Genomic DNA, 22,104 nt, shown 5'->3' with positions numbered 1-22,104 from the left:
GGACAGCCGGGGCACCGCCGCGGCTGATCACGGTCCGTGAGCCAAGCATCCGACGCGCCGATCGGCGTTTTCGACTCCGGCCTCGGTGGCCTGTCGGTGCTGCGTCACGCGCGCGCTGCACTGCCGGCCGAGGATTTCCTGTACGTGGCCGATTCCGGCTTCGCACCTTATGGCGAACGCAGCGCCGACTGGATACGGGCGCGCAGCGCGGTACTCGGCCAGTTCCTGCTGGACCAGGGCGCGAAAGCGCTGCTGATCGCCTGCAATACCGCCACCGCGGCGGCGGCCCAGGCGCTGCGCGAACGCTGGCCCGGCCTGCCCATCATCGGCATGGAACCGGCGGTGAAGCCGGCCGCCGCGGCGACTCGATCCGGCACCGTAGGCGTGCTGGCCACCACCGGCACGCTGGCCAGCAGCCGCTTCGCCGCGCTGCTCGACACCTTCGGCCGCGACGTGCATGTGGTGACCCGACCGGGCAGCGGTCTGGTCGAAGCGGTCGAGCGCGGCGAATTCGACACGCCGGCCGCCCGCGCACTCGTGGCCTCGCACATCGAACCGCTGCTGGCCGAAGGGGCTGACGTGATCGTGCTGGGCTGCACCCACTACCCCTTCCTCCGACCGCTGATCGAAGCCGTGGCCGGGCCGGCGGTGCAGGTGATCGACACCGGCGACGCGGTGGTGCGTCAGCTCACCCGGGCGCTCGAAGCGCGCGGCCTGCGCAGCGCAGGCCGGATCGGAGCGGAAAGGTTCTGGAGCAGTGCCGCCCATGCCGGCGGTCGCGCGGCGCTGCAGCGGCTGTGGCAGCCAGGCTGCGCGGTGCAGGCGCTGCCGGTCTGATCAGCGCAGGATGAATACGGTCACCACCACCCAGCCGACCATGGCGGCGATCAGGTGGCGGTCACGGAAGATGTCATGCGACGGGTCACCGCCACCGCCTTCGCGGTGCATCAGGTAGAGGTAGCGGAACAGCCCGTACAGCACGAAAGGCAGCGTGTAGATCAGGTCGGCGGTGCCGTGTATGCGCACCGTGTCCTGATCCACCGTGTACAGCGCATACGCCACCACCGCGCAGCCGCCGGTGATGGTGATGAACTGGTCAAGCAGCGCTGCCGAGTAGTGGTCCAGCACCTTGCGGTGAGCACCGCCCTCCTCTTCCATCAGCATCATTTCGGCGCGCCGCTTGGCGAAACCGAGGAAGAGCGTGAGCAGCAGACCGCACATGAGCAGCCAGTTCGACGGCGGAATGCCCAGGCCGGTGGTGCCAGCCAGCAATCTCAGCATGAAACCGGCACTGATCAGGAACACATCCAGCACCACCACCCGCTTCAGGCCATAGCTGTAACCGAGATTGATCAGGCCATAGACGCACAGCAGCCATACCAGCGTTTCGCCGACCTGCCATGCCAGCAGCAGTGCAGCCGCAGAACAGCCGCCCATCAGCAGCACCGCCACCGACGGCGACAGCGCGCCGGAGGCCAGCGGGCGCAGGCGCTTGACCGGGTGCAGGCGGTCCTGCGCGATGTCGCGGAAATCGTTCAGCGCATAGACCGCGCTCGACATCAGGCAGAACGCCGCGAAGGCGAGCAGCGCCGCCTGTACCATGGCCTGCGCATGCCAGGCGTGGCCGAACAGCAGGCCGAAGAACACGAAACCGTTCTTCACCCACTGTTTGGGACGCATCAGCTGCAGTGCGGCGGCGATCATGGCAGGGTCACTTCCCGAAATAGCGTTCTTCAAAATAGCAGCCGCAGTCCGGCAGCCACTTCGGAATGGCGTACCACAGGCGACGGGCCGGTTCGAGCACGCCCTTGTGATAGGCGGCGTAATCGAAGCCGTGGCCGCGGATGCGCCAGAAGGTCGCGCCACGCACCTGCAGCGTGTCTTCGCTCACTTCGCGGAAGTAAGGCGTGTAGTCGGCGAGATCCGGCTTTTCCTTGCTCAGGATGAGGATGTCGCGGCCCTCGAACGTGCGGAAGTCGGTCAGCACGTCGTCGTGCCGGGCATGGCTGGAGGCCGGGCCGAACACCGCCCAGTAACGGCGATGGTTGTAGCCCAGCGTGACCGAGGGCGAATAGCCGTCGGTCATCGGCACATAGCGCTCCAGGTCGTCACCAAGCGCGGCGATCAGTTCGTCCGCCTTCACCGTCTGCACGATGCCGGCGTAGCGGCGCTCGCCCAGCCGTTTCTCCCAGCTCTCGACCGAGGTGGTGCCGATGGCCAGCAGTGCCACTGCGTGCACCGCCGCGATGACCGCAGTGATGTTCACGGTACGGCGCAGCGTGGCGGCATCGACCGTGCGCGCGTACATCAGGAAGGCCAGCGGCACAAAGGAGAACACCCAATGCAGGCCGATGGTCTTGAGCAGCGACAGCAGCGCAAACACCGCCAGAGGCACGCACACCAGCCAGGGCAGTGCCGGCTGACGCAGCCAGGCCGACGGCGCGCGTACCAGCCGCCACGCCACCATGGGTGTCAGCAGCCATACCATCATGACCAGATAGAGCAGCGGCGTCTGCCAGCCCAGATGCGCGTTGCCGTGCCGGTTGAACACGTTGAACATCACGTTGGCCCAGCAGTGCTGGCTGTTCCACCATGCGTTGTACAGCCCGGCCGGCAGCGCGCACAGCACCAGCAGGCCGAGGCCCTTCCATTTCCACGCCGCCGGCCGCCAGGCCGCCCAGCCGATGTAGGCCAGGCCGAGCAGCACCGAAAAGTACTTGGACAGGAAGGCACCGCCGAGCAGCAGGCCGGCCAGCGCGAACGCCGGCATCGACCGGCTGCGCTGGGCATGCAGGAAAGCCAGCGCCGACGCCACGCTGAAATACACCAGCGGGATGTCGGTGGTGATGAGCACATCCAGCAGACCGGCCGGCGCCAGCAGCATCAGCGTGGCGGTACCCCAGCGCACAGCCGGCGACTCGTCGCGCAGGAAGGCGAGCATCAGCGCCGACAGCAGTGCCGGCTGCAGGATGGACGGCAGGCGCAGCCACCACTCGGCTTCCGACACCGAAATCAGGGCGGCCAGCCACCAGCCCACCATGGGCGGATGGTCGTAGAAGCCGCCGGCCGGAATCCTGCCCCACCAGTAGAAATAGGCTTCGTCGCCGGTGAAGGGCAGCGCCGCACCCAGCCAGCCGCGGAAGACCAGCGTCAGCAGCAGGCTGATGAAATAGAAACGGCGCCAGCTGGAAGCCGGCGCCGCAGCGAACAGCGTGTTCACCGATCAGTCGCGGTCGGCCAGCGCACGGCGGCGGGCGCGCACCGCTTCGGCCAGCACGTCGAGCAGTTCAATGCTCTTGTCCCAGCCCAGGCAGGCATCGGTGATGCTCATGCCGTATTCCGGCTCCTTGCCGGCGACCAGATCCTGACGGCCTTCCTTCAGGTGCGATTCGACCATGACGCCGAAGATGCGGTCCTCGCCGCAGGCCAGCTGGGCCGCGACGTCACGCGCCACGTCCATCTGCAGCGCGCACTGCTTGCGGCTGTTGGCATGCGAGAAGTCGATCATCACCTTGGCCGGCACGCCGGCGGTGGCCAGTTCGCGGCACACCTTCTCGACCGCCTCGGCGTCGTAGTTCGGTTCCTTGCCGCCGCGCAGGATGACGTGGCAGTCCTCGTTGCCGGCGGTGGACACGATGGCCGAATGGCCAGCCTTGGTGACTGACAGGAACACGTGCGGCGCCTGCGCCGACTTGATCGCGTCGGAGGCGATGCGCACATTGCCGTCGGTGCCGTTCTTGAAACCGACCGGGCAGGACAGGCCGGAGGCCAGTTCGCGGTGCACCTGGCTTTCGGTGGTGCGTGCGCCGATCGCGCCCCAGGCCACCAGATCGGCCGTGTATTGCGGCGTGATGGTGTCGAGGAATTCGGTGCCGGCAGGCAGACCCTGTTCGTTCACTTCCAGCAGGATGCGGCGCGCCAGACGCAGGCCATCATTGATCTTGAAGCTGTTGTCGAGGAAGGGATCGTTGATCAGGCCCTTCCAGCCCACCGTGGTACGCGGCTTTTCGAAATAGACACGCATGACGATTTCGAGGTCGGCTGACAGCCGCTCGCGCTGCGCCTTCAGCAGCTTCGCGTACTCCATGCCCGCCTTGTAGTCGTGGATCGAGCAGGGGCCGATCACCACCAGCAGGCGGTCGTCGGCGCCACGCAGGATGCGGTGGATGGCCTGGCGCGCGGCAAACGTGGTTTCCGAGGCCACATCGCTGGCCGGCAGTTCGCGCAGCACGTGCGCGGGCGGAAGCAGTTCGCGGATTTCCTTGATGCGGACGTCGTCGGTAATCTTGTGCATGGGGGCGTTCATGGGCTTCGTTGTTCGATACCGCGCCGGCAAGATGCCGTTGCAAAGAGAGGGATTCTAACCTGCCGGCGGAGTTCCTTCCTGCGTGCCGACCCTGAACCGGAACACACCGATGTCAGCCGCGCCGCTCGCGCCACAGCAGATGCACCGCCAGATAGCCGATGGCGGCAGCGGAACAGGCCATGATGAACAGTCCGGTCAGCAGCGGTACGCCGGCCGCACCTATCCACAGCCACAGCCCTTCCAGCCAGCCGGTGTTCGCCAGCTGGCCGATGCGGTCGGCACTGTGCTCGACCTGACGCACCTCATCCGGCGCAGCCGGGCGGGCCAGCACGAAGCGGCCAAGTTCGTAGGCACCCCAGTAGATCGGCGTGAAGGTGAGCGGATTCGACACCAGCGTGAAGGTGGCGCTGGTGACCAGGTGGGCGCGCAGCCACAGCGCGGTCAGTATCGCGAACAGGAACTGCGCGAACGGAATCATCAGCCCGAAGAACAGGCCGATGGACACCCCGCGTGCCACGCTGCGGCGGTCGGCGCGCCACAGGCGTTCGTCGCGCAGACGGCCGGCAAAGGGCGCGAGCGCGCGATTGGCGAGGATCTGTTCGCGCGTGGGTATCCAGCGCTTCAGCCAGGACGGCATGGTGCAGCAGCGTCAGCGGAATCGGATCAGGCCGTGCCCCCGACCGTCAGACCATCGATGCGCAGCGTGGGCTGGCCGACGCCGACCGGCACGCTCTGCCCTTCCTTGCCGCAGGTGCCGACACCGCTGTCCAGCGCCATGTCGTTGCCTATCATGGACACCCGGGTGAGCGCGTCCGGGCCGTTGCCGATCAGGGTCGCGCCCTTGATCGGGTAGGTCACCCTGCCGTTCTCGATCATGTACACCTCGGCGCCCGAGAACACGAACTTGCCGCTGGTGATATCCACCTGGCCGCCGCCGAAATTCACCGCGTACAGGCCCTTCTTGACCGAGCGGATGATTTCTTCCGGCTCGCGGTCGCCGTTGAGCATGTAGGTATTGGTCATGCGCGGCATCGGCAGATGGGCGAAGCTTTCGCGCCGTCCGTTGCCGGTGGGCGCCACGCCCATCAGGCGGGCGTTCAGGCTGTCCTGCATATAGCCCACCAGTTTGCCGTCCTCGATCAGCGTGGTGCAGCGGGTCGGGTTGCCCTCGTCGTCCACGGTCAGCGAACCGCGACGGTTGGGCAGCGTACCGTCGTCCACCACGGTCACGCCCCTGGCCGCCACCTGCTGGCCGATGCGGCCGGCGAAAGCGGAACTGCCCTTGCGGTTGAAATCGCCTTCCAGGCCGTGGCCGATCGCCTCGTGCAGCAGGATGCCGGGCCAGCCCGGGCCGAGCACCACGCTCATCGTGCCGGCGGGCGCCGGGCGTGCATCCAGATTCACCCGCGCCTGATGCACCGCCTTGGCCGCGTAGTCGCGCAGCACCGCGTCGGTGAAATAGCCGTAGTCGAAGCGGCCGCCGCCGCCGGACGAGCCCTGCTCGCGACGGTCGCCGTCCTGCATGATGACGGTGACCGATACCCGCACCAGCGGGCGCACGTCAGCGGCCATGTGGCCGTCGTTGCGCATCACCAGCACCACTTCATGCGTACTGGCGATGTGGGCCATCACCTGATTCACCCGGCCGTCCTCGGCGCGGGCATAGCTTTCCAGCCTTTCCAGCAGCTTCACCTTCTCGGTGTCGCTGAGCGAACCCTGCGGATTGCGCGCGGTGTACAGCGGAGCCGGCACGAGCGCCGGCTCCGCGCGCACGATCTGGCTCTGCCCCTGGGCCGCGATCGCGCGGGTGGCACGGGCGGCGGCTTCGAGCGCCGGCAGGCTGATTTCGTCGGAATAGGCGAAGGCGGTCTTGTCGCCCTGGATGGCGCGCACGCCCACGCCCTGTTCGATATTGAAGCTGCCCGACTTCACGATGCCCTCTTCCAGACTCCAGGCCTCGCTGCACTGGTACTGGAAATAGAGGTCGGCGTAGTCGATGCGGTGTGCGCCCAGCATGCCGAACACCTGGTCGAGATGGCTGCGCTCCAGGTCGAAAGGCGCGAGCAGCGTGGAGCGTGCGGTGCCGATCAGATCGGCGGCGGTGACGGCAGTGGCAGCGGAAAGGGTGCTGGCAGGGGTGCTCATGTAGCGGTGACGGTCCGTTTCAGGTGCGTGCCGGACGCCCGAGGCGTTCGGCGATGGCGTCTTCTTCCACCCGCGGGAAGAAGTACTTGAACATCGATTTCTCTTCTTTCAGATCACGCCAGCGGCCGCCCAGTTCATCGACCCGTGCGCGATAGGTTTCGCGGGTCAGTCGCAGCAGCACCGCCGGCGCGCCCACGCGCTGGCAGATGCGTTCCTCGGCGGTGGCGAAGAAATCGAGATATTTTTCGTAGAAGGCGCGATGGCGCGGATTCACTTCGATCAGCGCGTCGTCGCAGTCCTGGATACGGAAGGCGTAGATGCACATCAGGTGGAACAGCGTGCCCATCAGTCGCTTGGATTTGACCGACTGCTCGACCGCGAACTTGCCGAACTCGCACACCTTGCGGCCCTCGCCGCGCAGCGCGCCCATCACGTCCGGATAGGTTTCGTCGGCGGCCAGACCGGTGTCGGAATCCAGATTGACCGTGATCGTGCCATAGACATGGCCGTCGAATTCGGCCACCAGCGTGATCCGGTTCGGCGTTTCGTCGATCTGCTTCTTGGTGTGGTAGCCGCGCCACGAATACATCTTTTCGATCAGCAGGCTGGCGCCTTCGCGCCGGGTGGAATCACTGCTGAGCAGGCGCACCCGGAACTTGTCCTTCTGCTGCGCCATTTCGCGGGTGCCCGGAATGTCTTCCTGCTCGATGCACATCGAGCGCAGACGCTCGACATCCATGACCGTCACCTCCGCCAGCGTAGGCGGATTCTGGGACGGAGTGCGTGCAGGTTGGTCGGACATGCGGACAGGCCTCAGCAAGCGATGCGCCGGTGACCGAGCGCAGGAAGATTCTGCCTTATTTCAACAAGATAATCCGGATCCATATCGCCTATGACCACACCTGGCCCGCGCGCCAGGCGGTTGATCACATTGCCCCACGGATCGATCAGCATCGAGTCACCCCAGGTGCGGCGGCCGGACGGATGCACGCCGCCCTGGGCGGACGCCAGCACGTAGCACTGGTTCTCGACCGCGCGGGCGCGCAGCAGCAGTTCCCAGTGCGCACGACCGGTGGTTTCGGTGAACGCGGCGCCCAGCACCAGCAGCTTCATGTCGCCCAGCGCACGGAAATACTCCGGAAAGCGCAGGTCGTAGCAGATCGACAGGCCAACCCGGCCAAACGGAGTTTCCAGCGACACCGGCCGGTGACCGGCTTCGATGGTGCGCGCCTCGTCGTAATTCTCGGCGCCCTTGGTGAAGGCGAACAGGTGCACCTTGTCATAGCGCGCGACCTGGCGGCCTTCCGGATCGTAGGCCAGGCAGGTGTTGCGTACCTTGTCGTCCACATCGGCATGCAGCGGCACCGAGCCGCCGATCAGCCAGATGCCATGCCGGCGCGCACAATCGGCCAGGAAGCGCTGTATCGGCCCCTCGCCTTCCGGCTCGCGTATGCCCACCTTGTCCGCCTCGTCGCCGGAAATGAGCGGAAAGTACTCGGGCAGCGCCACCAGGCGCGCGCCCTGACGCGCCGCCTCGGCGATCCAGTGGCCGGCTTCCGCCAGGTTCTCGGCCACCACCGGGCCGGACACCATCTGCACCGCGGCGACGCGGATGCGGGTCGATGCATTCATGATCAGCCTCTCGTCTTCAAGGGGTCGCGCCGGACGCATCCGCCAGCTTGGCCACCACCGGGTCGTCCCACGACCCGGTCACCGCATATCGGAAGGAGAACATCTGGCCCAGCGGGTCTTTCAGCACCTTCTGCGCCAGATAGGTGGCTACGCCGACCGCCGGATTGGCAATCAGCGCGCCGACCGACACGCTGTCACCGAGCGCCGGTTGTACGTTCACGGTGACATTCTGGGTTTCCGCCGCGATGTTGGCGCTGCCGCTCATCTGCACCCGGGCGGCCGGGCCGACCAGTTCAAAATCCGTAGTCTTCATGATGCCACGCTCGACCGCCACGCTGCCTTCCACCCGATCAAAGGCGAAGCCTTCGCTGAACACGTCGCGAAAATCCAGCGTGATGCGGCGTGGCAGCGCCTGCAGGCTCAGGATGCCGAGCAGACGCCCGGCGCCGGGATTGATCTTGCTGAACTGTCCGTTGCCCGCCTTCAGGTCGAAGGCGCCGGACAGCGTCGGATAGTCGATCGACGCCGGATTGCCCTGCCAGCGCAGCGTGCCTTTCATGGTGGCCGTGCCGCGGCGCAGGGCGCCGGCATGGCCCAGACGGTCGAGCAGCTTGCCGGCATCCGCGGTGTCTATCGTGAAGTCCAGCCGGGTTTCTCGGCCGCGCAGTCCGCCCAGCGTATTGCCCCAGGCGCCGCTGGCAATAAAGCTGCCCTCCGGCATGGTGAGCGCCAGCCGGTTGATCAGCCAGGCACGGCGCTCGTTGCTGGCCTGAAGTTCCAGCCGGCCCAGCGGCTTGCCATCCAGCACGAAGCGCTCGGCCTCGATGTCCAGACCCGGCAGTTCGTCCAGTTCCTGCGGCGGTTCGCTGCTGCTCACCCTGCTGCCTTCACCGTCGCCGGTATCGAGTTTCAGCTGTTCGAAGCGCCCCTTCACATGACCCTTGCCCTGCGCGTTCCAGGTCAGCCGGCCACGCGCCTGACTGCTGACCAGATCGATGTCCCACTGGTCGCCATGCCGCTGGGCGTCGATCTTCGCCGCCTCCAGCCAGTGGCCGGTCATTTTCAGGTTCTTCGCGTCGATGCGCACCCGCGACACCGGCAGTGGTTCGCCATCACCCTGGCCGGTCGCCACCGGCGGCGCAAAAGCGCGGCGCAGCGCGTCGATGTCCAGCGTTTCGGTGGCGATGGCCAGCGAAACGCCCTGTTCCGGCAGGGCCGGCGGCTGCGGCAGGCCGACCGCGCCACGCTCCAGCAGCCAGCCGCCGGCGCCGCTGCGGCGGACCAGATCGGCACTGCCGAAGCGGCCGGCGCTCACCCGCAGCAGTTCGCGATCGGCCGGCAGGGCCGGCAGCCCACGCCGTGCGGCTTCGCGCGCATCGAGCGCACTGATGCGCTCCACCTTCACCGTGAGCGCTTCGCCTGCCGGCTTGCCGAAGGGTGCCGGCAGCGCCGACGTGATCTGGCTCAGATCGCTTTCGACTGCCAGTTCCAGCCCGTTGCGCCGCACGCCCAGCTTCGCCTGCCAGCCGGCCGTGCCTGACAGCGCGGTCATCCACGGCTGGCCGAACTGGGCGCGCACCGCCTCCATCGAAGCACGACCGCGTGCGTCCACGGTCACCATGCCGCCCCCGCCGGTCCCCACGTCCAGCGTCATCGGGAAGCCGAGTACGCTGGCCTGGGCGCCGCGTATCGACAGCGAACTGTCGGTGAAACCCACCTTGCCGGCGGCGTCGAGCAGCGGCGGCAGCGCACTGTCCACCACCAGCCGGTTGCCGGCGAATACGAATTCGCCTTCGATCCGGGTGTCCTTCGAGTGGCGCAGCGGTATGGTCAATGACAGCGCAAGCCGGCCATTGCCTTCGGCCCGCATGCCGGAGGTGAAACCGTCGATGCGTTCGGCCACCGGGCTGGCGTCGATGTAGCGCAGGAATTCGGAGGTGGCGCCGGCGGCCGAGCCCTTGACCAGCAGCAGTTCTTCCGCGACTTCAAGATCAGGAATCTCGGCCGTGGTCGGGCCGAGCTTCGTGTTCAGGATGCGGCCGTCGCGTGAGGTGATGAGCATGCGCTTGCCTTCGAACAGCACGTCGGCGCGCAGCTGGGTGATCGGCGGCCAGCTTGGCCCGAAATCCACGGTCGTGTCCTCGGCCTTCACCTTGACCTGGAAGATGCCGGGCCGGCCTTCGAACGGGAAATCGTCCAGACGGCCGCGCAGTTTCAGCGTGGCCTCCGGCGCACGGCCTGCGGTCAGCGCGGTACGCAGCCAGTCCCGCGTATCCGGGCCGATGCTGTGCGGCAGGTAACGCCAGACCGCACGCGCGTCGCCATTGAGCAGCTTCGCGTCGAGCTCGATCTCGCCGGCACTGTCGCCGGCGGTGCGGTAGCGACCGTGCGCACTGCCCTGGGCGTCGGCGTTCTGGAAGCTGATCGATTCGATCGCGACCTCGGTTTCGCCCTCGCTGCGCGACCAGCCGGCACGCGCCTTGAACTGTGCAAAAGCGATTTCCGGCTGCGGGAACACCGCCGGCAGATCGAGCACCAGCCCGGGCGCATCGATCTGCACGCTGCCGCGCGCGTCACTGCCCTCGATGCGACCGCTCAGCCCGCGCATACCGGGCAGGCTGCCGTCGGCACGCAGGCCCAGACGCTCCAGCCGGGCGCTGACGCGGAAAGCTTGCGGCGCAGCCAGCGGGCCGGTCCAGCCACCGTCCAGTTCGTGGATCAGGCCTTCGGCGGCATGCCGGCGCAGCCGTTCGCGCACGTCGTCCGGCAGCGGCAGATAGCCGGCCAGCCGGGTGAGCGCATCCAGGTCCAGCGTGCTGGCCGACACCTCGCCGCGTTCCGGCGCGCGTTCGGTAGCCGCCTGCCAATGGATGTCCAGACTGGTCGGCTGCAGCGCCAGACCGTCGCGGGTGGCCAGCTGCAGCTGGCGGGCGGAAGCGACCACCCGCTCGGCGCTGAGCTGTTCGGCGCTGACCCGGCCGGACAGGCTGACCAGATCGAGCAGCGGCAGTGCCGGCGCCAGCCTGAGCTGCACATCGGCCAGCGCCAGTTCGCCGGTCACCTCGTTCAGCCGGGCTCCGTCGAAGCGCGACCACAGCCGGGCGGCGCCACGGCCGCGCGGCAGTTCCACCGGGTAATCCACCCAGGTCTGCCAGACCGCCATGTCCGCACCTTCCAGCGACACGAACAGTTCGCCACTGGCGGTGCGCAGGTCGTTGCGGTCAGGCAGCGTCACCTCGCCGCGGATGTCCAGCCGGCTCGCCAGTTCGGCCGGCGGCGTCGCCGACAGGCCGAAGCGGTGATCGCGGCCGGCGTTGTCCAGCCGCATGTCGACATGGGTGAGCTGCAGCGGCGGCGCCGACGGCCGCTGTCCGTCGTCCCACTCAAGCCGGGCACCGCGGATGTTGATCTGGCCCTGCGACAGCAGCCAGCGGGTGAAGCCGCCCTGCTCGCCGTCCTGCCGGATTTCCAGACCGGCCACGAACAGCCGGCCGTCGGCTTCGCGCCGTATCCACAGATCGGGGCTGTTGATGTCCAGCCGGTGCAGATGCAGTTCGCCGCGCACCAGCGAAGAGAAACCGAGCGCGGCTTCGACCTGTTCGAGCCGCAGCGCGGGCTGGCCGGCTTCGTCCAGCAGCGTCAGGCCGCGCAGCGACAGCTGCGGGTGCAGACCGGTCCAGTCGGCGCTCAGGCTGTCGATGCGCACCTTGCGCTGAAGCGCGTCGCCCAGCGCCTGTTCGATGCGCGGGCGGTGCAGATCGACCTCGGGCAGCACCCAGTGACGGGCCGCCAGCACCACCGCTGCGGCGAACACCCAGGCCCACAGCACGGTTTCGAATGCCCGGCCGGCAAGGCGCCGCCAGCGCGGGCGGGCCGGAACCGCAGGGGTCGGGACGACCGCTGCGGCGGATTCAGCGTGGACAGGCTCGGACAAGATGGATCTTTGCGGGCAGTCAATACGTGGCTGACTGCGTCTGTGAAACGATGCGGAAGTGTACCTGCAACCCGGGCCGCCACGGCGCCTGTCAGCTGCCGCCGACACACGAAGCCTTGCGGGTTTTTTGCATAATGACTTTCCCGTCACTGATATCGCCCCCATGGACGCCGCTGCCGCCATCGCCCACGCCCGCCGCCACAGCCGCTACCTCGCCCGCCAGCTGGACGCGCGGCCGACCCTGGAAGAGGCGCTGACCACCACGCTGCAGGCCCATATCAGCGCCGCACTGCTGCTGGAATGGTTCGCCCAGACGCCGTTCGAGGCGGGCGACGAAGCCGGGCTGAAGTCGGCGCTGCGCCGGCTGCGCATCCGCACCATGGCCCACCTCATCGTGCGCGACCTGGCCGGTCTGGCCGATCTGGACGAAATCACCGAAGGCATGACCCTGCTGGCCGAACAGACGGTGCGGGTGGCGGTGGACCAGGCGCGCGCCGGCCTGGTCGAACGCTTCGGCGAGCCGCGCGGCGAGACCGACAACGCGGTGCAGCCCTTCATCTGCATCGGCATGGGCAAGCTGGGTGGCCGTGAGCTCAACGTCAGTTCCGACGTCGATTTCATCTTCGTGTACCCGGAAGCGGGCGAAACCGACGGTGAAACCCCGACCGGCCCGGGCAAACGCATCGACAACTTCGACTTCTTCACCCGGCTCGGCCGCAAGGTGATCGAACTGCTGGCCGACGTGACCGGCGACGGTTTCGTGTTCCGTGTGGACATGCGGCTGCGGCCGAATGGCGACTCCGGCCCGCTGGCCTGCAGTTTCGACATGCTGGAGAACTACTTCTTCACGCAGGGCCGGGAATGGGAGCGCTACGCCTGGATCAAGGCGCGCGCGCTGACCGGCGGCGTGAACGACGAACTGGAATCGCTGCGCAAGCCCTTCGTATTCCGCAAATACCTGGATTTCGGCGCGATCAACGCGATGCGCGACCTGCACGCGCAGATCCGACGCGAAGTGGCGCGCCGCGACATGGCGGACAACATCAAGCTCGGCCCGGGCGGCATACGCGAAATCGAATTCATCGCCCAGGTGTTCCAGCTGATCCGCGGCGGCCGCGAAAGCGCGCTGCAGATCCGGCCGACGCAGAAGGTGCTCGACCGGCTGGCGCTGCGCGGCGTGCTGGGCGAAGAGGCGGTCGAACAGCTGCAGGACGCCTACGTGTTCCTGCGCCGGCTGGAGCACCGGCTGCAGTACGTCGAGGACGCCCAGACCCACAAGCTGCCGGCCACCGACGAAGATCAGGCGCTGATCGCCTCGGCCATGGGCTTCGACGGCTACGCCGCGCTGCTGGTCGAGCTGGACCGCCACCGCACCCATGTCAGCCGCCATTTCGACGCGGTGTTCGGCGCCCAGGACGCCGAAACATCGACGCCGCGCGCGGTGTGGCAGGACATCGAACAGTGCGAGGCCGGCGCCGGCGAATGCCGCAGCGCACTGGCCGGCATGGGCTTTTCCGACGCCGACGAACTGGCGCACCGGCTGAGCGCCTTCAAGGGCGGCAGCCGCTACCGCCAGCTGCCCGACCCCTCGCGCACCCGGGTAGACGCGCTGGTGCCCAAGCTGCTCGAAGCCTGCCGCGACACGCCGCAGCCCACCGCCACCGCGCTGCGCGGGCTGGACCTGCTGGAAGCAATCAGCCGGCGCGCCGCCTATCTGGCGCTGCTGGCCGAATTCCCGCAGGCGCTGGGCATGGTGGCGCGGCTGATCGGCGCCTCCAGCTGGGCCGCCACCTATCTGGTGCGCCATCCGATCCTGCTGGACGAACTGCTGGATACCCGGCTGCTCACCGCCGAACCGGACTGGCCGGCGTTCGAAGCCGGTCTGCGCGTCCAGCTCGAAGAACTGGGCGACGACACCGAGCGGCAGATGGACATGATGCGCGACGCCCACCACGCCCAGGTGTTCCGGCTGCTGGCACGCGACCTGGGCGGCGACCTGTCGGTCGAGCGGCTGTCCGACCACCTGTCGGCGCTGGCCGACGCCATGCTGCGCATCACGCTGGACATGTGCTGGCGCAAACTGCCGCGCCGCCACTGCGACACGCCGCGTTTCGCGGTCATCGCCTACGGCAAGCTGGGCGGCAAGGAACTGGGCTACGCCTCGGACCTGGACGTGATCTTTCTGTTCGACGACACGCACGAAGCCGCGCAGGAAACCTATGCGCGGCTGGCCCAGCGCATGCTCACCTGGCTGTCCAGCCACACCAGCGCCGGCATCCTGTTCGAAACCGACACCCGGCTGCGGCCCAATGGCGAATCCGGCCTGCTGGTCAGTTCGGTCGAGGCTTTCCGCGACTACCAGCAGAAATCGGCCTGGGTGTGGGAACACCAGGCCCTCACCCGCGCCCGCTACTGCGCCGGCGATGCCGGGGTGGGCGCGCAGTTCGAAATCATCCGCCGCGAGGTGCTGACCCAGCCGCGCGATGTCGACACGCTGCGCAGCGAAGTGCTGGCGATGCGGCAGAAGATGATGGACAGCTATGGCAACAAGTCGCCGCTGTTCGACCTGAAGCAGGATGCGGGCGGTCTGATCGATCTGGAATTCGCGGTGCAGTACATGGTGCTGGCCCATTCCGGCGCGCACCCGGAACTGACCGGCAACCTCGGCAATATCGCGCTGCTGCGCATCGCCGCCAGCGCCGGCCTGCTGCCTGCGCTGGACGCGGTGGCCGCCGGCAATGCCTACCGCCGGCTGCGCCACCTGCAGCACGGCCTGCGGCTGAACGACGCACCGAAGGCGCGGGTGCCGGCGGACGAGGTGCAGACCGAGCGGGCCGCCATCCGTGCGGTGTGGTCGCATCTGTTCGGCGACGCGGCGAACTCCGCGGCACCGGCCGGACTCTGAACCCTATATGAACAGGAGTCCGGCATGACCACCCACCTTCTGCGCCGCGGCCTGATCCGGACCGCGCTGCTTGCCAGTCTGGCGCTGCTGCTCGGCGGCTGCGTCACCGCCCCGCCGCGCCCGCCCGCGCCCACCACCGACGAAATCGTGCAGATGGCGAAGGACGGCATTCCGGCGGCCGAAATCATCCAGCGTCTGGAAGAAAGCCGCGCCCTCTACCCGCTCAAGGCGTCGCAGCTGGCCCAGCTCAAGCAGGACGGCGTGCCGGACGAAGTGATCGACTACATGCAGCAGACGCTGATCGAAACCGAACGCATGCGCGAGGCGATGCGCGAACGCGACCGCATGTGGATGTACGGCTACCCCTACTACCCGCCCTACCCCTGGGGCTACTGGCGCCGGCCCTACCGCTAGAGCAGGCCAGGACTCGCCCCTCTCCGCCGGGCAGGCTTACGCCTCGATGCCTCCCCGCGAACGCCGCACTGCACCCCGCCTTCCAACCGCCCCGACGCCGGCGGTGCGTGCCGGCGTGGCCGAAAAAGCCGATCAGGTCATATCCATAGAACGAAATATCACTTTTTTGGATAAGCATTGCTGACTAGACTGCGCGCTCCCTGAACCAGCGAGCGACCCGCCGTGAAGATCCGCCACATCGACACCCGCCAGACCGAAGTCGGGCAAGCACACGAAGCGCTCGGCCTGCCGCCGGTGGAACAGGTGATCGTCCAGGCGCAGGCGCACCCGCTGGCGACCGTGGCCACCTGGTTCATGCTGTTCGTGCTGGTGGCGCTGCCGCTGTTCCTGCTCGGCCGCGGGCTGCCGCTGAACGATCCGTCGGCCGCGCTGCACATGGTGATCGAGGTGCTCACCTCGTCCGAATTCCTGCACGCGGCGGCGGTGGGCTTCATCGCACAGAGCATCGACGGCGCGCTCGGCATGGCCTACGGCATTTCCGCCACCACCTTCCTGCTCGGCTCGGGCGCCAGCCCGGCGGTGGCCAGCGCCAGCGTGCACATCGCCGAAATCTTCACCACCGGCCTGTCCGGCCTGTCCCATCTCCGGCTGGGCAATGTGGACCGCAAGCTCATGCTCAAGCTGCTGATTCCAGGCGTGATCGGCGGTGTGCTGGGTGCGCTGGTGGTGACACAGTTCGACGGCAGCCAGCTCAAGCCCTGGATTTCCGGCTATCTGCTGCTGATGGGGCTGTACGTGCTGGCCAAGGCCTGGCGCCATCGCCGCAAGCCGGCGCAGGAGCCGAAGCATGTCGCCAAGCTGGCGCTGTTCGGCGGCTTCGTCGACGCCGCGGGCGGCGGCGGCTGGGGCCCGGTGGTCACCACCAGCCTGGTCGGTGCCGGCAGCGACCCGCGCCGCACCATAGGCTCGGTGAACTTCGCCGAATTCTTCATCGCGGTGTCCAGCGCTGGCGCCTTCGTGCTGTTCATCGATGCAGCCCCCTGGGCCACCGTGGCCGGTCTGGTCGCCGGCGGCATGTTCGCCGCCCCGCTGGCCGCCTTCCTGTGCCGCGCGCTGCCGGCCCGTGCGCTGCTGGTGCTGGTCGGCCTGCTGATCAGCAGCCTCAGCGTCTACAACCTGTCGAAAGCGCTGGGCTGATCCGCCCATCGCTTGATCTGCATCTTGAGTCCCGGCCGTCCGCGCCGGGATAATTGCGGGATGAACCGTTACGCCAACACCGCCGCCTACCGCTTCGTGCAGCTCGCCGACCGCGAGGCGCTGCGGCCGCACATCCAGGAACTGGCGCAGTCACGCAGCCTGCTCGGCACCGTGCTGCTGGCCAGCGAAGGCATCAACATTTTTCTCGCCGGCCTCGAAGCCGATCTGCGCGGCTTTTTCGACGCGCTGGGCGAAGATCCGCGCTTTGCCAGCATGGACGTGAAGTGGAGCCACTCGGATTCACTGCCGTTCAAGCGCCTGCGGGTGCGCCTGAAGAAGGAAATCGTGACCGTCGGCCTGCCCGGCTTCGATCCGGCGGAAACGCCGGCGCCCTATCTGCCGCCAGCCGAGCTGAAGCGCTGGTACGACGAAGGCCGCAAATTCGTCATCATCGACACCCGCAACCGCTGGGAGATCGAAAAGGGCACGTTCGATAACGCGCTCGACCCCGGCGTGGACAGCTTCGGCCAGTTCCCGGCCGCGCTCGAACAGTACGCCGACCTGAAGGACACGCCCATCGTCACCTTCTGCACCGGCGGCATCCGCTGCGAAAAAGCCGCGCCCATCATGAAGAAGGCCGGTTTCAATCAGGTGTGGCAGCTGGACGGCGGCATCCTGCGCTATTTCGAGGAAATCGGCGGTGCCCACTGGCACGGCGACTGCGTGGTGTTCGACGACCGCGGCGCGCTGAAGCCGGACCTGAGCCCGGCGTCCGGTTCCGCGGCCTGAGGGTCGAGCCAGCCCAGCAGGCTGGTTGCAGCGGCAAGACAGTCGTTACGCCGCCCTGATCTTCTTGATGCCCAGCACCACCGCCAGCGTGATCGCACCGGCGACCACGCCGGTCAGCGCATCCGCCAGAAAGGGCAGCAGCACGCCGGCCACGCCGCCGAGCGCTTCGGCCTGGTGGGCGATGGCGTGGTGCAGCGCCGGAATGCCGTGGGTCAGGATGCCGCCGCCAACCAGGAACATGGCGGCGGTGCCGGCCACCGACAGCGCCTTCATCAGCCAGGGCGCGACCGCCAGAATGCCCCGGCCCAGCGCACGGACGGCCCCCGAGGCGCTGCGGCTCAGGTAAAGACCGGCGTCGTCCAGCTTCACGATGCCGGCCACCAGACCATAGACGCCCACGGTCATGATGGCGGCAATGCCCGACAGCACCGCGACCTGGGTGCCGAAAGGCGCGTCGGCCACGGTGCCCAGCGTGATCGCGATGATTTCGGCGGACAGGATGAAATCGGTGCGGATCGCGCCCTTCACCTTGTCCTGTTCCAGCGCCACCAGATCGACCTGTTCGTCCGACAGTGCCTTCACGTGTTCGGCGTGGGCGGCCGCGTCGTCCTCGGCGCTGTGCAGGAATTTGTGCGCCAGTTTCTCGACGCCTTCGAAACACAGGAACAGCCCGCCCACCATCAGCAGCGGTGTCACCGCGGCCGGCAGGAAGGCGCTGATCGCCAGCGCCGCCGGCACCAGGATGAGCTTGTTGCGCACCGAACCCATGGCCACCGCCCACACCACCGGCAGTTCGCGGTCGGCCTTCACCCCGGCCACCTGCTGCGCATTCAGCGCCAGGTCGTCACCGAGCACGCCAGCGGTCTTCTTCGCGGCAACCTTGGTCAGCACCGACACATCGTCCAGCACGCTGGCGATATCGTCGATCAGGGCAAGCAGACTGGCTCCGGCCATGCGAAATCCTCTATATCAAATGCAAGGGTGGGATGCGCCGCGCATGCTAGCCGATTTCGGCAACCGGCCCGTGACCGTCTTCAGTCGCGCGGCCAGCGCGGCACCGTCCAGCCGGTGAGCACCGCGGCCAGCCGCAGACCGGCGATCAGCGCCACCGACACCGCGAGCGACAGCAGGGGCGGTGCCTGCACCGCTTCCAGTCCGAGATAGAGCCAGGCACCGGCGAAGGCGCACAGCGCGTACGGACGATGGTCGTGGAACACGTTCGGCACCTCGTTGCAGATGACGTCGCGCATCACCCCGCCGAACACGCCGGTGATGACGCCCATCATGACCGACACGAAAGCCGGCATGTCAGCCGCGTTCGCCAGACTGACGCCGGTGACCGAGAACAGCCCCAGACCCAGCGCATCCGGCAGCATCATCGCGCGTTCGGTGAAGCGCTCGCGCCGGCGGTGCAGCCAGGGGGCGGCCACCACGGTCAGCCCGAACACCAGCCACACATAGCCCGGATGTTCGACCCAGAAGAAGGGCCGCCGGTCGAGCAGCACGTCGCGCACGGTGCCACCGCCGAAGGCCGTAATGAAAGCCACCGCGAATATGCCCACCACGTCCATGCGCCGGCGGGCGGCCTCAATCAGACCGGACACCGCAAAGGCGAGCGTGGCAGCGAATTCGATCGCCGCGATGATGAGCTGGAATCTGGGCATGCGGCGATTCTAGGGCGTCCGCCCCGGTTTCTGCCGTCAGGCTCAGCGCCCTGCCGCCTCGAACACGTGGCGGCCGGCCGGCGTCACCACCGGTTCGAGGAAACGGATGCGCCGGCGATCGGCGGCATCCGGCGGCTCGGACCGGCAGGGAGCCAGCGTGAACGGACGGTATTGGTAGACCGACAGTTCGGGCGATTCGAAATGCACCCGCAGCGATGACATGCGGCGCGGGTCGATCTCTTCCGGCAGCGCGATCTCGGCCACCAGCGTGTAGGCGATCAGCCGGTCACGCCAGGCCATGTTGACCAGCCGGTCATGCAGGATTTCGTACTGCAGGTAATTCGGCAGCGCGTAATTGGCCGGGTCGGATTCGAGCGGATGCACATAACCGGCCGGGCAGACGTAAGCGCCGAAAGGCCATACGCTGCCGAAACGGCGCAGCCGGTCGCGGGCCTGACGGTCGGCTCGGTCGAGCAGTTGCAGCAGTTCGACTTCGGCCAGCGGAGATTCGGGTTTGAACAGCGGCAGGGCCATGATGCGGAATGAGGGGCGCTTGCGGCAGCCTGCGCCCTGAAACAGCGACGGCCCAGTCTATTCTGCGGCCCCCCGCGCAAATGCCTACTGCATCACGGTTCCGGCGCCAGCCGCATGAGGCATGGAAACTCCCCGGACGCATGCTGAACACCGCGGCGGGATTAGTGCTTTCGGCTGATTGCTGCATATGAAAGCGGCTGCGTATAAGGGCCGCTGCTTCGATTCCCCCGCCTGTTCATCGTGTCCGCCACCGCCCCGCGCGCCGCCCAGCTCCGTATCCGCCTCGCCGTCCGTGCCGCTGTCGGCCTCGGCCTGCTGGCCGTGCTGAGTGTCGCCTGTGCACTGTTGTCGGGCTTTGCGCTGGCGCCGCTGCACACACCGTTCGCGCGCTCCGCCCTGCCGCATCTGCTGGTGGCCGGCATGCTGGCCTCGGTCGCGCTGCGCCTGCTGTACTGGCTGTGGGTGCCGCCGCCCGATGGCGCCGGCATCGTGCTGCCGGAATCCCGTGTACCCGGTCTGCGCCGGCGGGTGGATCGCCTGTGTGCCCAGCTCGGCGCCCGCCGCATAGACCGCATCGTAATCACGCCGGACATGAATGCCGCGGTGGTCTGCCGGCCGGCACTGGGACTGCTCGGGCCGATGCGCACCACGCTGCTGCTGGGCATCCCGCTCGCGCACAGCCTGACCGCGCGCCAGCTGTCGGCGGTACTGGCGCACGAACTGGCCCATCTGTCCGCCCAGCTCGACGGCGCGGGCGCCTGGTCGGCTCACCTGCGCACCTGGTGGCTGCGCTGCGTGGACCGCATCGACGGCGACCGCAGCGCCGTGGCCCGTGCAGCGCTCTGGCTGCTGGCGCCGGTGGCGCGGCTGGACCTCGAACAGTCGGTCGCGCTGTCCCGACTGGACGAATTCGAGGCCGATGCGGTCGCCGCGCGTGCGGTCGGCTCGCCGGCACTGGCCGGTGCGCTGATCGAACTGGCGATGAAGGACCGCTTCCTGCACGACGACTACTGGGTGCGGGTGCTGGACCAGGCGGACGACCGTCGCCGGCCGCGCGTACGCCCCTTCCGCGAAATGGGGCTGGGTGTGCAGGTCGGCTTCGTGCGGCGCGAAGCGCTGGCCGGCCTCGATCACCTGCTGCGCTCGGACGCCGGCAGTCTGGACACCCACCCCTCGCTGCCCGAAAGGCTGGACGCGCTGCGCATCGGCCGGCTCGGCGGCCTGCCGGTGGCGGGCGAAGGGCCCAGCGCGGCCGAACACTATTTCGCCGGCCTGCTGCCCACCCTGTCGCTCGCCTTCGACCGGATGTGGTGGGAAGCGTCGGCCGACGACTGGCGTCAGCGCTACCGCCAGGCACGCGGCCAGCACCGGACCCGACGCCAGCCGGTGCTGTAACGGTCCGCTTCGCCGCACAGTCGCGGACCGGCACAGCCTGCCCCGCGCCGTTCCGCACAGGATGGCGCGTACACTGCGGGGCCACCTGTCGTTCGCGTCTTTCTTCGCATGTCCGCCCCGTCTTCCCGGACCAGCGGCTATCTGGCCGCCGCCGGCACCGTCGCCCTCTGGACTGGCTTCATCCTGCTGTCCCGCCTCGCCGGCCGCAGCCCGCTGACCGCGTGGGACACGCTGGCGCTGCGTCTGGGCACCGCGTCGCTGCTTCTGCTCCCCTTCTCCGGCGGCCTGCTGCGCACCGCCTGGCGTGACCTCCGGCTGTGGGTGCTGGCGCTGCTGGGCGGCCTGATCTACGGCCTGTTCGTGTTCGCTGCCTTCAAGTACGCACCGGCGGCACACGCGGCCATCCTGCTGCCCGGCATGCAGCCCTTCCTGGTCGCGCTGGCCGCGGCCTGCATCCTCGGGTCGCGACCGGACCGCCGGCGCATCGTCGCACTCGCCTGCATCGCGCTCGGCATCGCGTTCGCCGGCGTGCATGAATTCCACGCCCACGGCGGGCCCAGCCCCGGCACGCTGACCGGCGACCTGCTGCTGCTCGGCGGCTCGCTGGCCTGGGCGGTGTACAGCGTGCTGGCGCGCAAATGGCAGCAGCAGGCCTCCGCGCACGTGACCTACGACGCCTGGACGCTCACCCGCTTCGTCGCGCTCGCCTCGACCGCGCTCTACCTGCCGGTCTATCTGCTGTGGCTGCCCAAGGCGCTGGACCAGGTGCCGCCAGTCATGCTGGCGGTGCACGGCCTCTATCAGGGCGCCGGCGTCACCATTGTCGCCATGATGTTCTTCCTGAAAGCGGTTCAGGTGCTGGGCGCCGAACGCACCGGCGCACTGGTGGCGCTGGTGCCGGTGCTGGCCGGCGTCGCCGCCGCGCCGCTGCTGGGCGAGGCGCTGTCGCCCTGGCTGGTGGCCGGCCTGTTCTGCGTGTCCGGCGGCGCCTTCATGGCTGCCGGCACGACGGCCCGCCGATCGCAATGATCGGGTGCATTGATCGCACGCACACGCTTCATTCCGGTGCGTAAAGGGCGGGTAAGACCCTGCTTTGAAAAGGGTTTTCAGAACGATCCGGATTGTCTGCCGGCGTCGGCAGCAGCCTGTGCGCTGGTTGATCGCATCTTGATCGCATCGCGCTGACCGG

General features: G+C 68.0%; 18 protein-coding genes. 7 read left to right on the top strand and 11 right to left on the bottom strand.

Translation table 11 applies throughout. The features are described from left to right. Positions 1-36: 36 nt before the first annotated feature. Entirely contained in the window at positions 37-837 is an 801-nt protein-coding gene (gene murI / locus METUNV2_RS0103910) for a glutamate racemase (protein ID WP_018228198.1), read from the top strand. On the opposite strand, the gene METUNV2_RS0103905 is transcribed toward murI, so the two are convergent. The 8 genes from METUNV2_RS0103905 to METUNV2_RS0103870 form a co-directional block, all read right to left on the bottom strand. After that, the gene (locus tag METUNV2_RS0103905; RefSeq protein WP_018228197.1) at positions 838-1,704 is read right to left on the bottom strand and encodes a decaprenyl-phosphate phosphoribosyltransferase; all 867 of its coding nucleotides are present in this window, start codon (positions 1,702-1,704) and stop codon (positions 838-840) included. Between the two features lie 7 nt (positions 1,705-1,711). Then, complete coding sequence (locus tag METUNV2_RS0103900) at positions 1,712-3,220, bottom strand: ArnT family glycosyltransferase (protein ID WP_018228196.1); 1,509 nt, start codon at positions 3,218-3,220, stop codon at positions 1,712-1,714. A 3-nt stretch (positions 3,221-3,223) separates the two neighbouring features. Continuing rightward, positions 3,224-4,294, bottom strand: coding sequence for a 3-deoxy-7-phosphoheptulonate synthase AroG (aroG, locus tag METUNV2_RS0103895; protein ID WP_018228195.1), 1,071 nt, complete (start codon positions 4,292-4,294; stop codon positions 3,224-3,226). A gap of 124 nt (positions 4,295-4,418) precedes the next feature. Continuing rightward, positions 4,419-4,943, bottom strand: a complete 525-nt coding sequence (locus METUNV2_RS0103890; protein ID WP_018228194.1) for a DUF2062 domain-containing protein — start codon at positions 4,941-4,943, stop codon at positions 4,419-4,421. 26 nt (positions 4,944-4,969) lie between these two features. Further along, complete coding sequence (gene tldD, locus METUNV2_RS0103885) at positions 4,970-6,451, bottom strand: metalloprotease TldD (protein ID WP_018228193.1); 1,482 nt, start codon at positions 6,449-6,451, stop codon at positions 4,970-4,972. 19 nt (positions 6,452-6,470) lie between these two features. Next, positions 6,471-7,253, bottom strand: a complete 783-nt coding sequence (locus tag METUNV2_RS0103880; protein ID WP_026187851.1) for a GNAT family N-acetyltransferase — start codon at positions 7,251-7,253, stop codon at positions 6,471-6,473. 11 nt (positions 7,254-7,264) lie between these two features. Continuing rightward, the gene (locus tag METUNV2_RS0103875) at positions 7,265-8,083 is read right to left on the bottom strand and encodes a carbon-nitrogen hydrolase family protein (RefSeq protein WP_018228191.1); all 819 of its coding nucleotides are present in this window, start codon (positions 8,081-8,083) and stop codon (positions 7,265-7,267) included. Positions 8,084-8,099: 16 nt separating this feature from the next. Further along, positions 8,100-12,017, bottom strand: a complete 3,918-nt coding sequence (locus METUNV2_RS0103870; protein WP_018228190.1) for a YhdP family protein — start codon at positions 12,015-12,017, stop codon at positions 8,100-8,102. 163 nt (positions 12,018-12,180) lie between these two features. Here METUNV2_RS0103870 and glnE point away from each other — a divergent pair, with 163 nt between their 5' ends. The 4 genes from glnE to trhO all read left to right on the top strand — a co-directional run bounded on the left by glnE (position 12,181) and on the right by trhO (position 17,322). Beyond that, the gene (gene glnE / locus METUNV2_RS0103865) at positions 12,181-14,922 is read left to right on the top strand and encodes a bifunctional [glutamate--ammonia ligase]-adenylyl-L-tyrosine phosphorylase/[glutamate--ammonia-ligase] adenylyltransferase (RefSeq protein ID WP_018228189.1); all 2,742 of its coding nucleotides are present in this window, start codon (positions 12,181-12,183) and stop codon (positions 14,920-14,922) included. A gap of 24 nt (positions 14,923-14,946) precedes the next feature. Beyond that, positions 14,947-15,336 carry a hypothetical protein gene (locus tag METUNV2_RS0103860; protein WP_018228188.1) on the top strand — a complete coding sequence of 130 codons (390 nt, stop codon included), beginning with the start codon at positions 14,947-14,949 and terminating at the stop codon, positions 15,334-15,336. A 222-nt stretch (positions 15,337-15,558) separates the two neighbouring features. After that, a complete protein-coding gene (locus tag METUNV2_RS0103855; protein WP_018228187.1) occupies positions 15,559-16,533 on the top strand; it encodes a sulfite exporter TauE/SafE family protein in 975 nt (324 codons plus the stop codon). Positions 16,534-16,593: 60 nt separating this feature from the next. Beyond that, positions 16,594-17,322: an oxygen-dependent tRNA uridine(34) hydroxylase TrhO gene (trhO, locus tag METUNV2_RS0103850; RefSeq protein WP_018228186.1), complete on the top strand. Its 729-nt coding sequence runs from the start codon at positions 16,594-16,596 to the stop codon at positions 17,320-17,322. Positions 17,323-17,367: 45 nt separating this feature from the next. On the opposite strand, the gene METUNV2_RS0103845 is transcribed toward trhO, so the two are convergent. From METUNV2_RS0103845 to METUNV2_RS0103835, 3 genes are all read right to left on the bottom strand, one after another. Then, positions 17,368-18,276, bottom strand: a complete 909-nt coding sequence (locus tag METUNV2_RS0103845; RefSeq protein WP_018228185.1) for a DUF808 domain-containing protein — start codon at positions 18,274-18,276, stop codon at positions 17,368-17,370. An 80-nt stretch (positions 18,277-18,356) separates the two neighbouring features. Continuing rightward, on the bottom strand, positions 18,357-18,986 hold the full coding sequence (locus tag METUNV2_RS0103840) for a trimeric intracellular cation channel family protein (protein ID WP_018228184.1): 630 nt from the start codon (positions 18,984-18,986) through the stop codon (positions 18,357-18,359). A gap of 42 nt (positions 18,987-19,028) precedes the next feature. After that, positions 19,029-19,520 (bottom strand): hypothetical protein, encoded by a 492-nt coding sequence (locus METUNV2_RS0103835; RefSeq protein WP_018228183.1) that lies wholly within the window; start codon positions 19,518-19,520, stop codon positions 19,029-19,031. 240 nt (positions 19,521-19,760) lie between these two features. Between METUNV2_RS0103835 and METUNV2_RS0103830 the strand changes: the two genes are divergently transcribed. Together METUNV2_RS0103830 and METUNV2_RS0103825 are read left to right on the top strand one after the other, a co-directional pair. Next, on the top strand, positions 19,761-20,915 hold the full coding sequence (locus METUNV2_RS0103830; RefSeq protein ID WP_018228182.1) for a M48 family metallopeptidase: 1,155 nt from the start codon (positions 19,761-19,763) through the stop codon (positions 20,913-20,915). A 108-nt stretch (positions 20,916-21,023) separates the two neighbouring features. Beyond that, a complete protein-coding gene (locus tag METUNV2_RS0103825) occupies positions 21,024-21,944 on the top strand; it encodes a DMT family transporter (RefSeq protein ID WP_018228181.1) in 921 nt (306 codons plus the stop codon). Positions 21,945-22,104: the final 160 nt, after the last annotated feature.

Source organism: Methyloversatilis universalis EHg5 (assembly GCF_000378945.1).
Lineage (GTDB): Bacteria > Pseudomonadota > Gammaproteobacteria > Burkholderiales > Rhodocyclaceae > Methyloversatilis > Methyloversatilis universalis_A.
The sequence above is the reverse complement of the archived record's forward strand: the minus strand, read 5'-3'. Positions and strand labels throughout refer to the sequence as shown.

Bases quoted from the DNA above. Each gene is read 5' to 3' on its own strand.
- METUNV2_RS0103905 (WP_018228197.1), bottom strand. From the start codon at position 1,704: ATGATCGCCGCCGCACTGCAGCTGATGCGTCCCAAACAGTGGGTGAAG.
- aroG (WP_018228195.1), bottom strand. From the start codon at position 4,294: ATGCACAAGATTACCGACGACGTCCGCATCAAGGAAATCCGCGAACTG.
- METUNV2_RS0103890 (WP_018228194.1), bottom strand. From the start codon at position 4,943: ATGCCGTCCTGGCTGAAGCGCTGGATACCCACGCGCGAACAGATCCTC.
- tldD (WP_018228193.1), bottom strand. From the start codon at position 6,451: ATGAGCACCCCTGCCAGCACCCTTTCCGCTGCCACTGCCGTCACCGCC.
- METUNV2_RS0103880 (WP_026187851.1), bottom strand. From the start codon at position 7,253: ATGTCCGACCAACCTGCACGCACTCCGTCCCAGAATCCGCCTACGCTG.
- METUNV2_RS0103875 (WP_018228191.1), bottom strand. From the start codon at position 8,083: ATGAATGCATCGACCCGCATCCGCGTCGCCGCGGTGCAGATGGTGTCC.
- glnE (WP_018228189.1), top strand. From the start codon at position 12,181: ATGGACGCCGCTGCCGCCATCGCCCACGCCCGCCGCCACAGCCGCTAC.
- METUNV2_RS0103860 (WP_018228188.1), top strand. From the start codon at position 14,947: ATGACCACCCACCTTCTGCGCCGCGGCCTGATCCGGACCGCGCTGCTT.
- trhO (WP_018228186.1), top strand. From the start codon at position 16,594: ATGAACCGTTACGCCAACACCGCCGCCTACCGCTTCGTGCAGCTCGCC.
- METUNV2_RS0103845 (WP_018228185.1), bottom strand. From the start codon at position 18,276: ATGGCCGGAGCCAGTCTGCTTGCCCTGATCGACGATATCGCCAGCGTG.
- METUNV2_RS0103840 (WP_018228184.1), bottom strand. From the start codon at position 18,986: ATGCCCAGATTCCAGCTCATCATCGCGGCGATCGAATTCGCTGCCACG.
- METUNV2_RS0103835 (WP_018228183.1), bottom strand. From the start codon at position 19,520: ATGGCCCTGCCGCTGTTCAAACCCGAATCTCCGCTGGCCGAAGTCGAA.
- METUNV2_RS0103825 (WP_018228181.1), top strand. From the start codon at position 21,024: ATGTCCGCCCCGTCTTCCCGGACCAGCGGCTATCTGGCCGCCGCCGGC.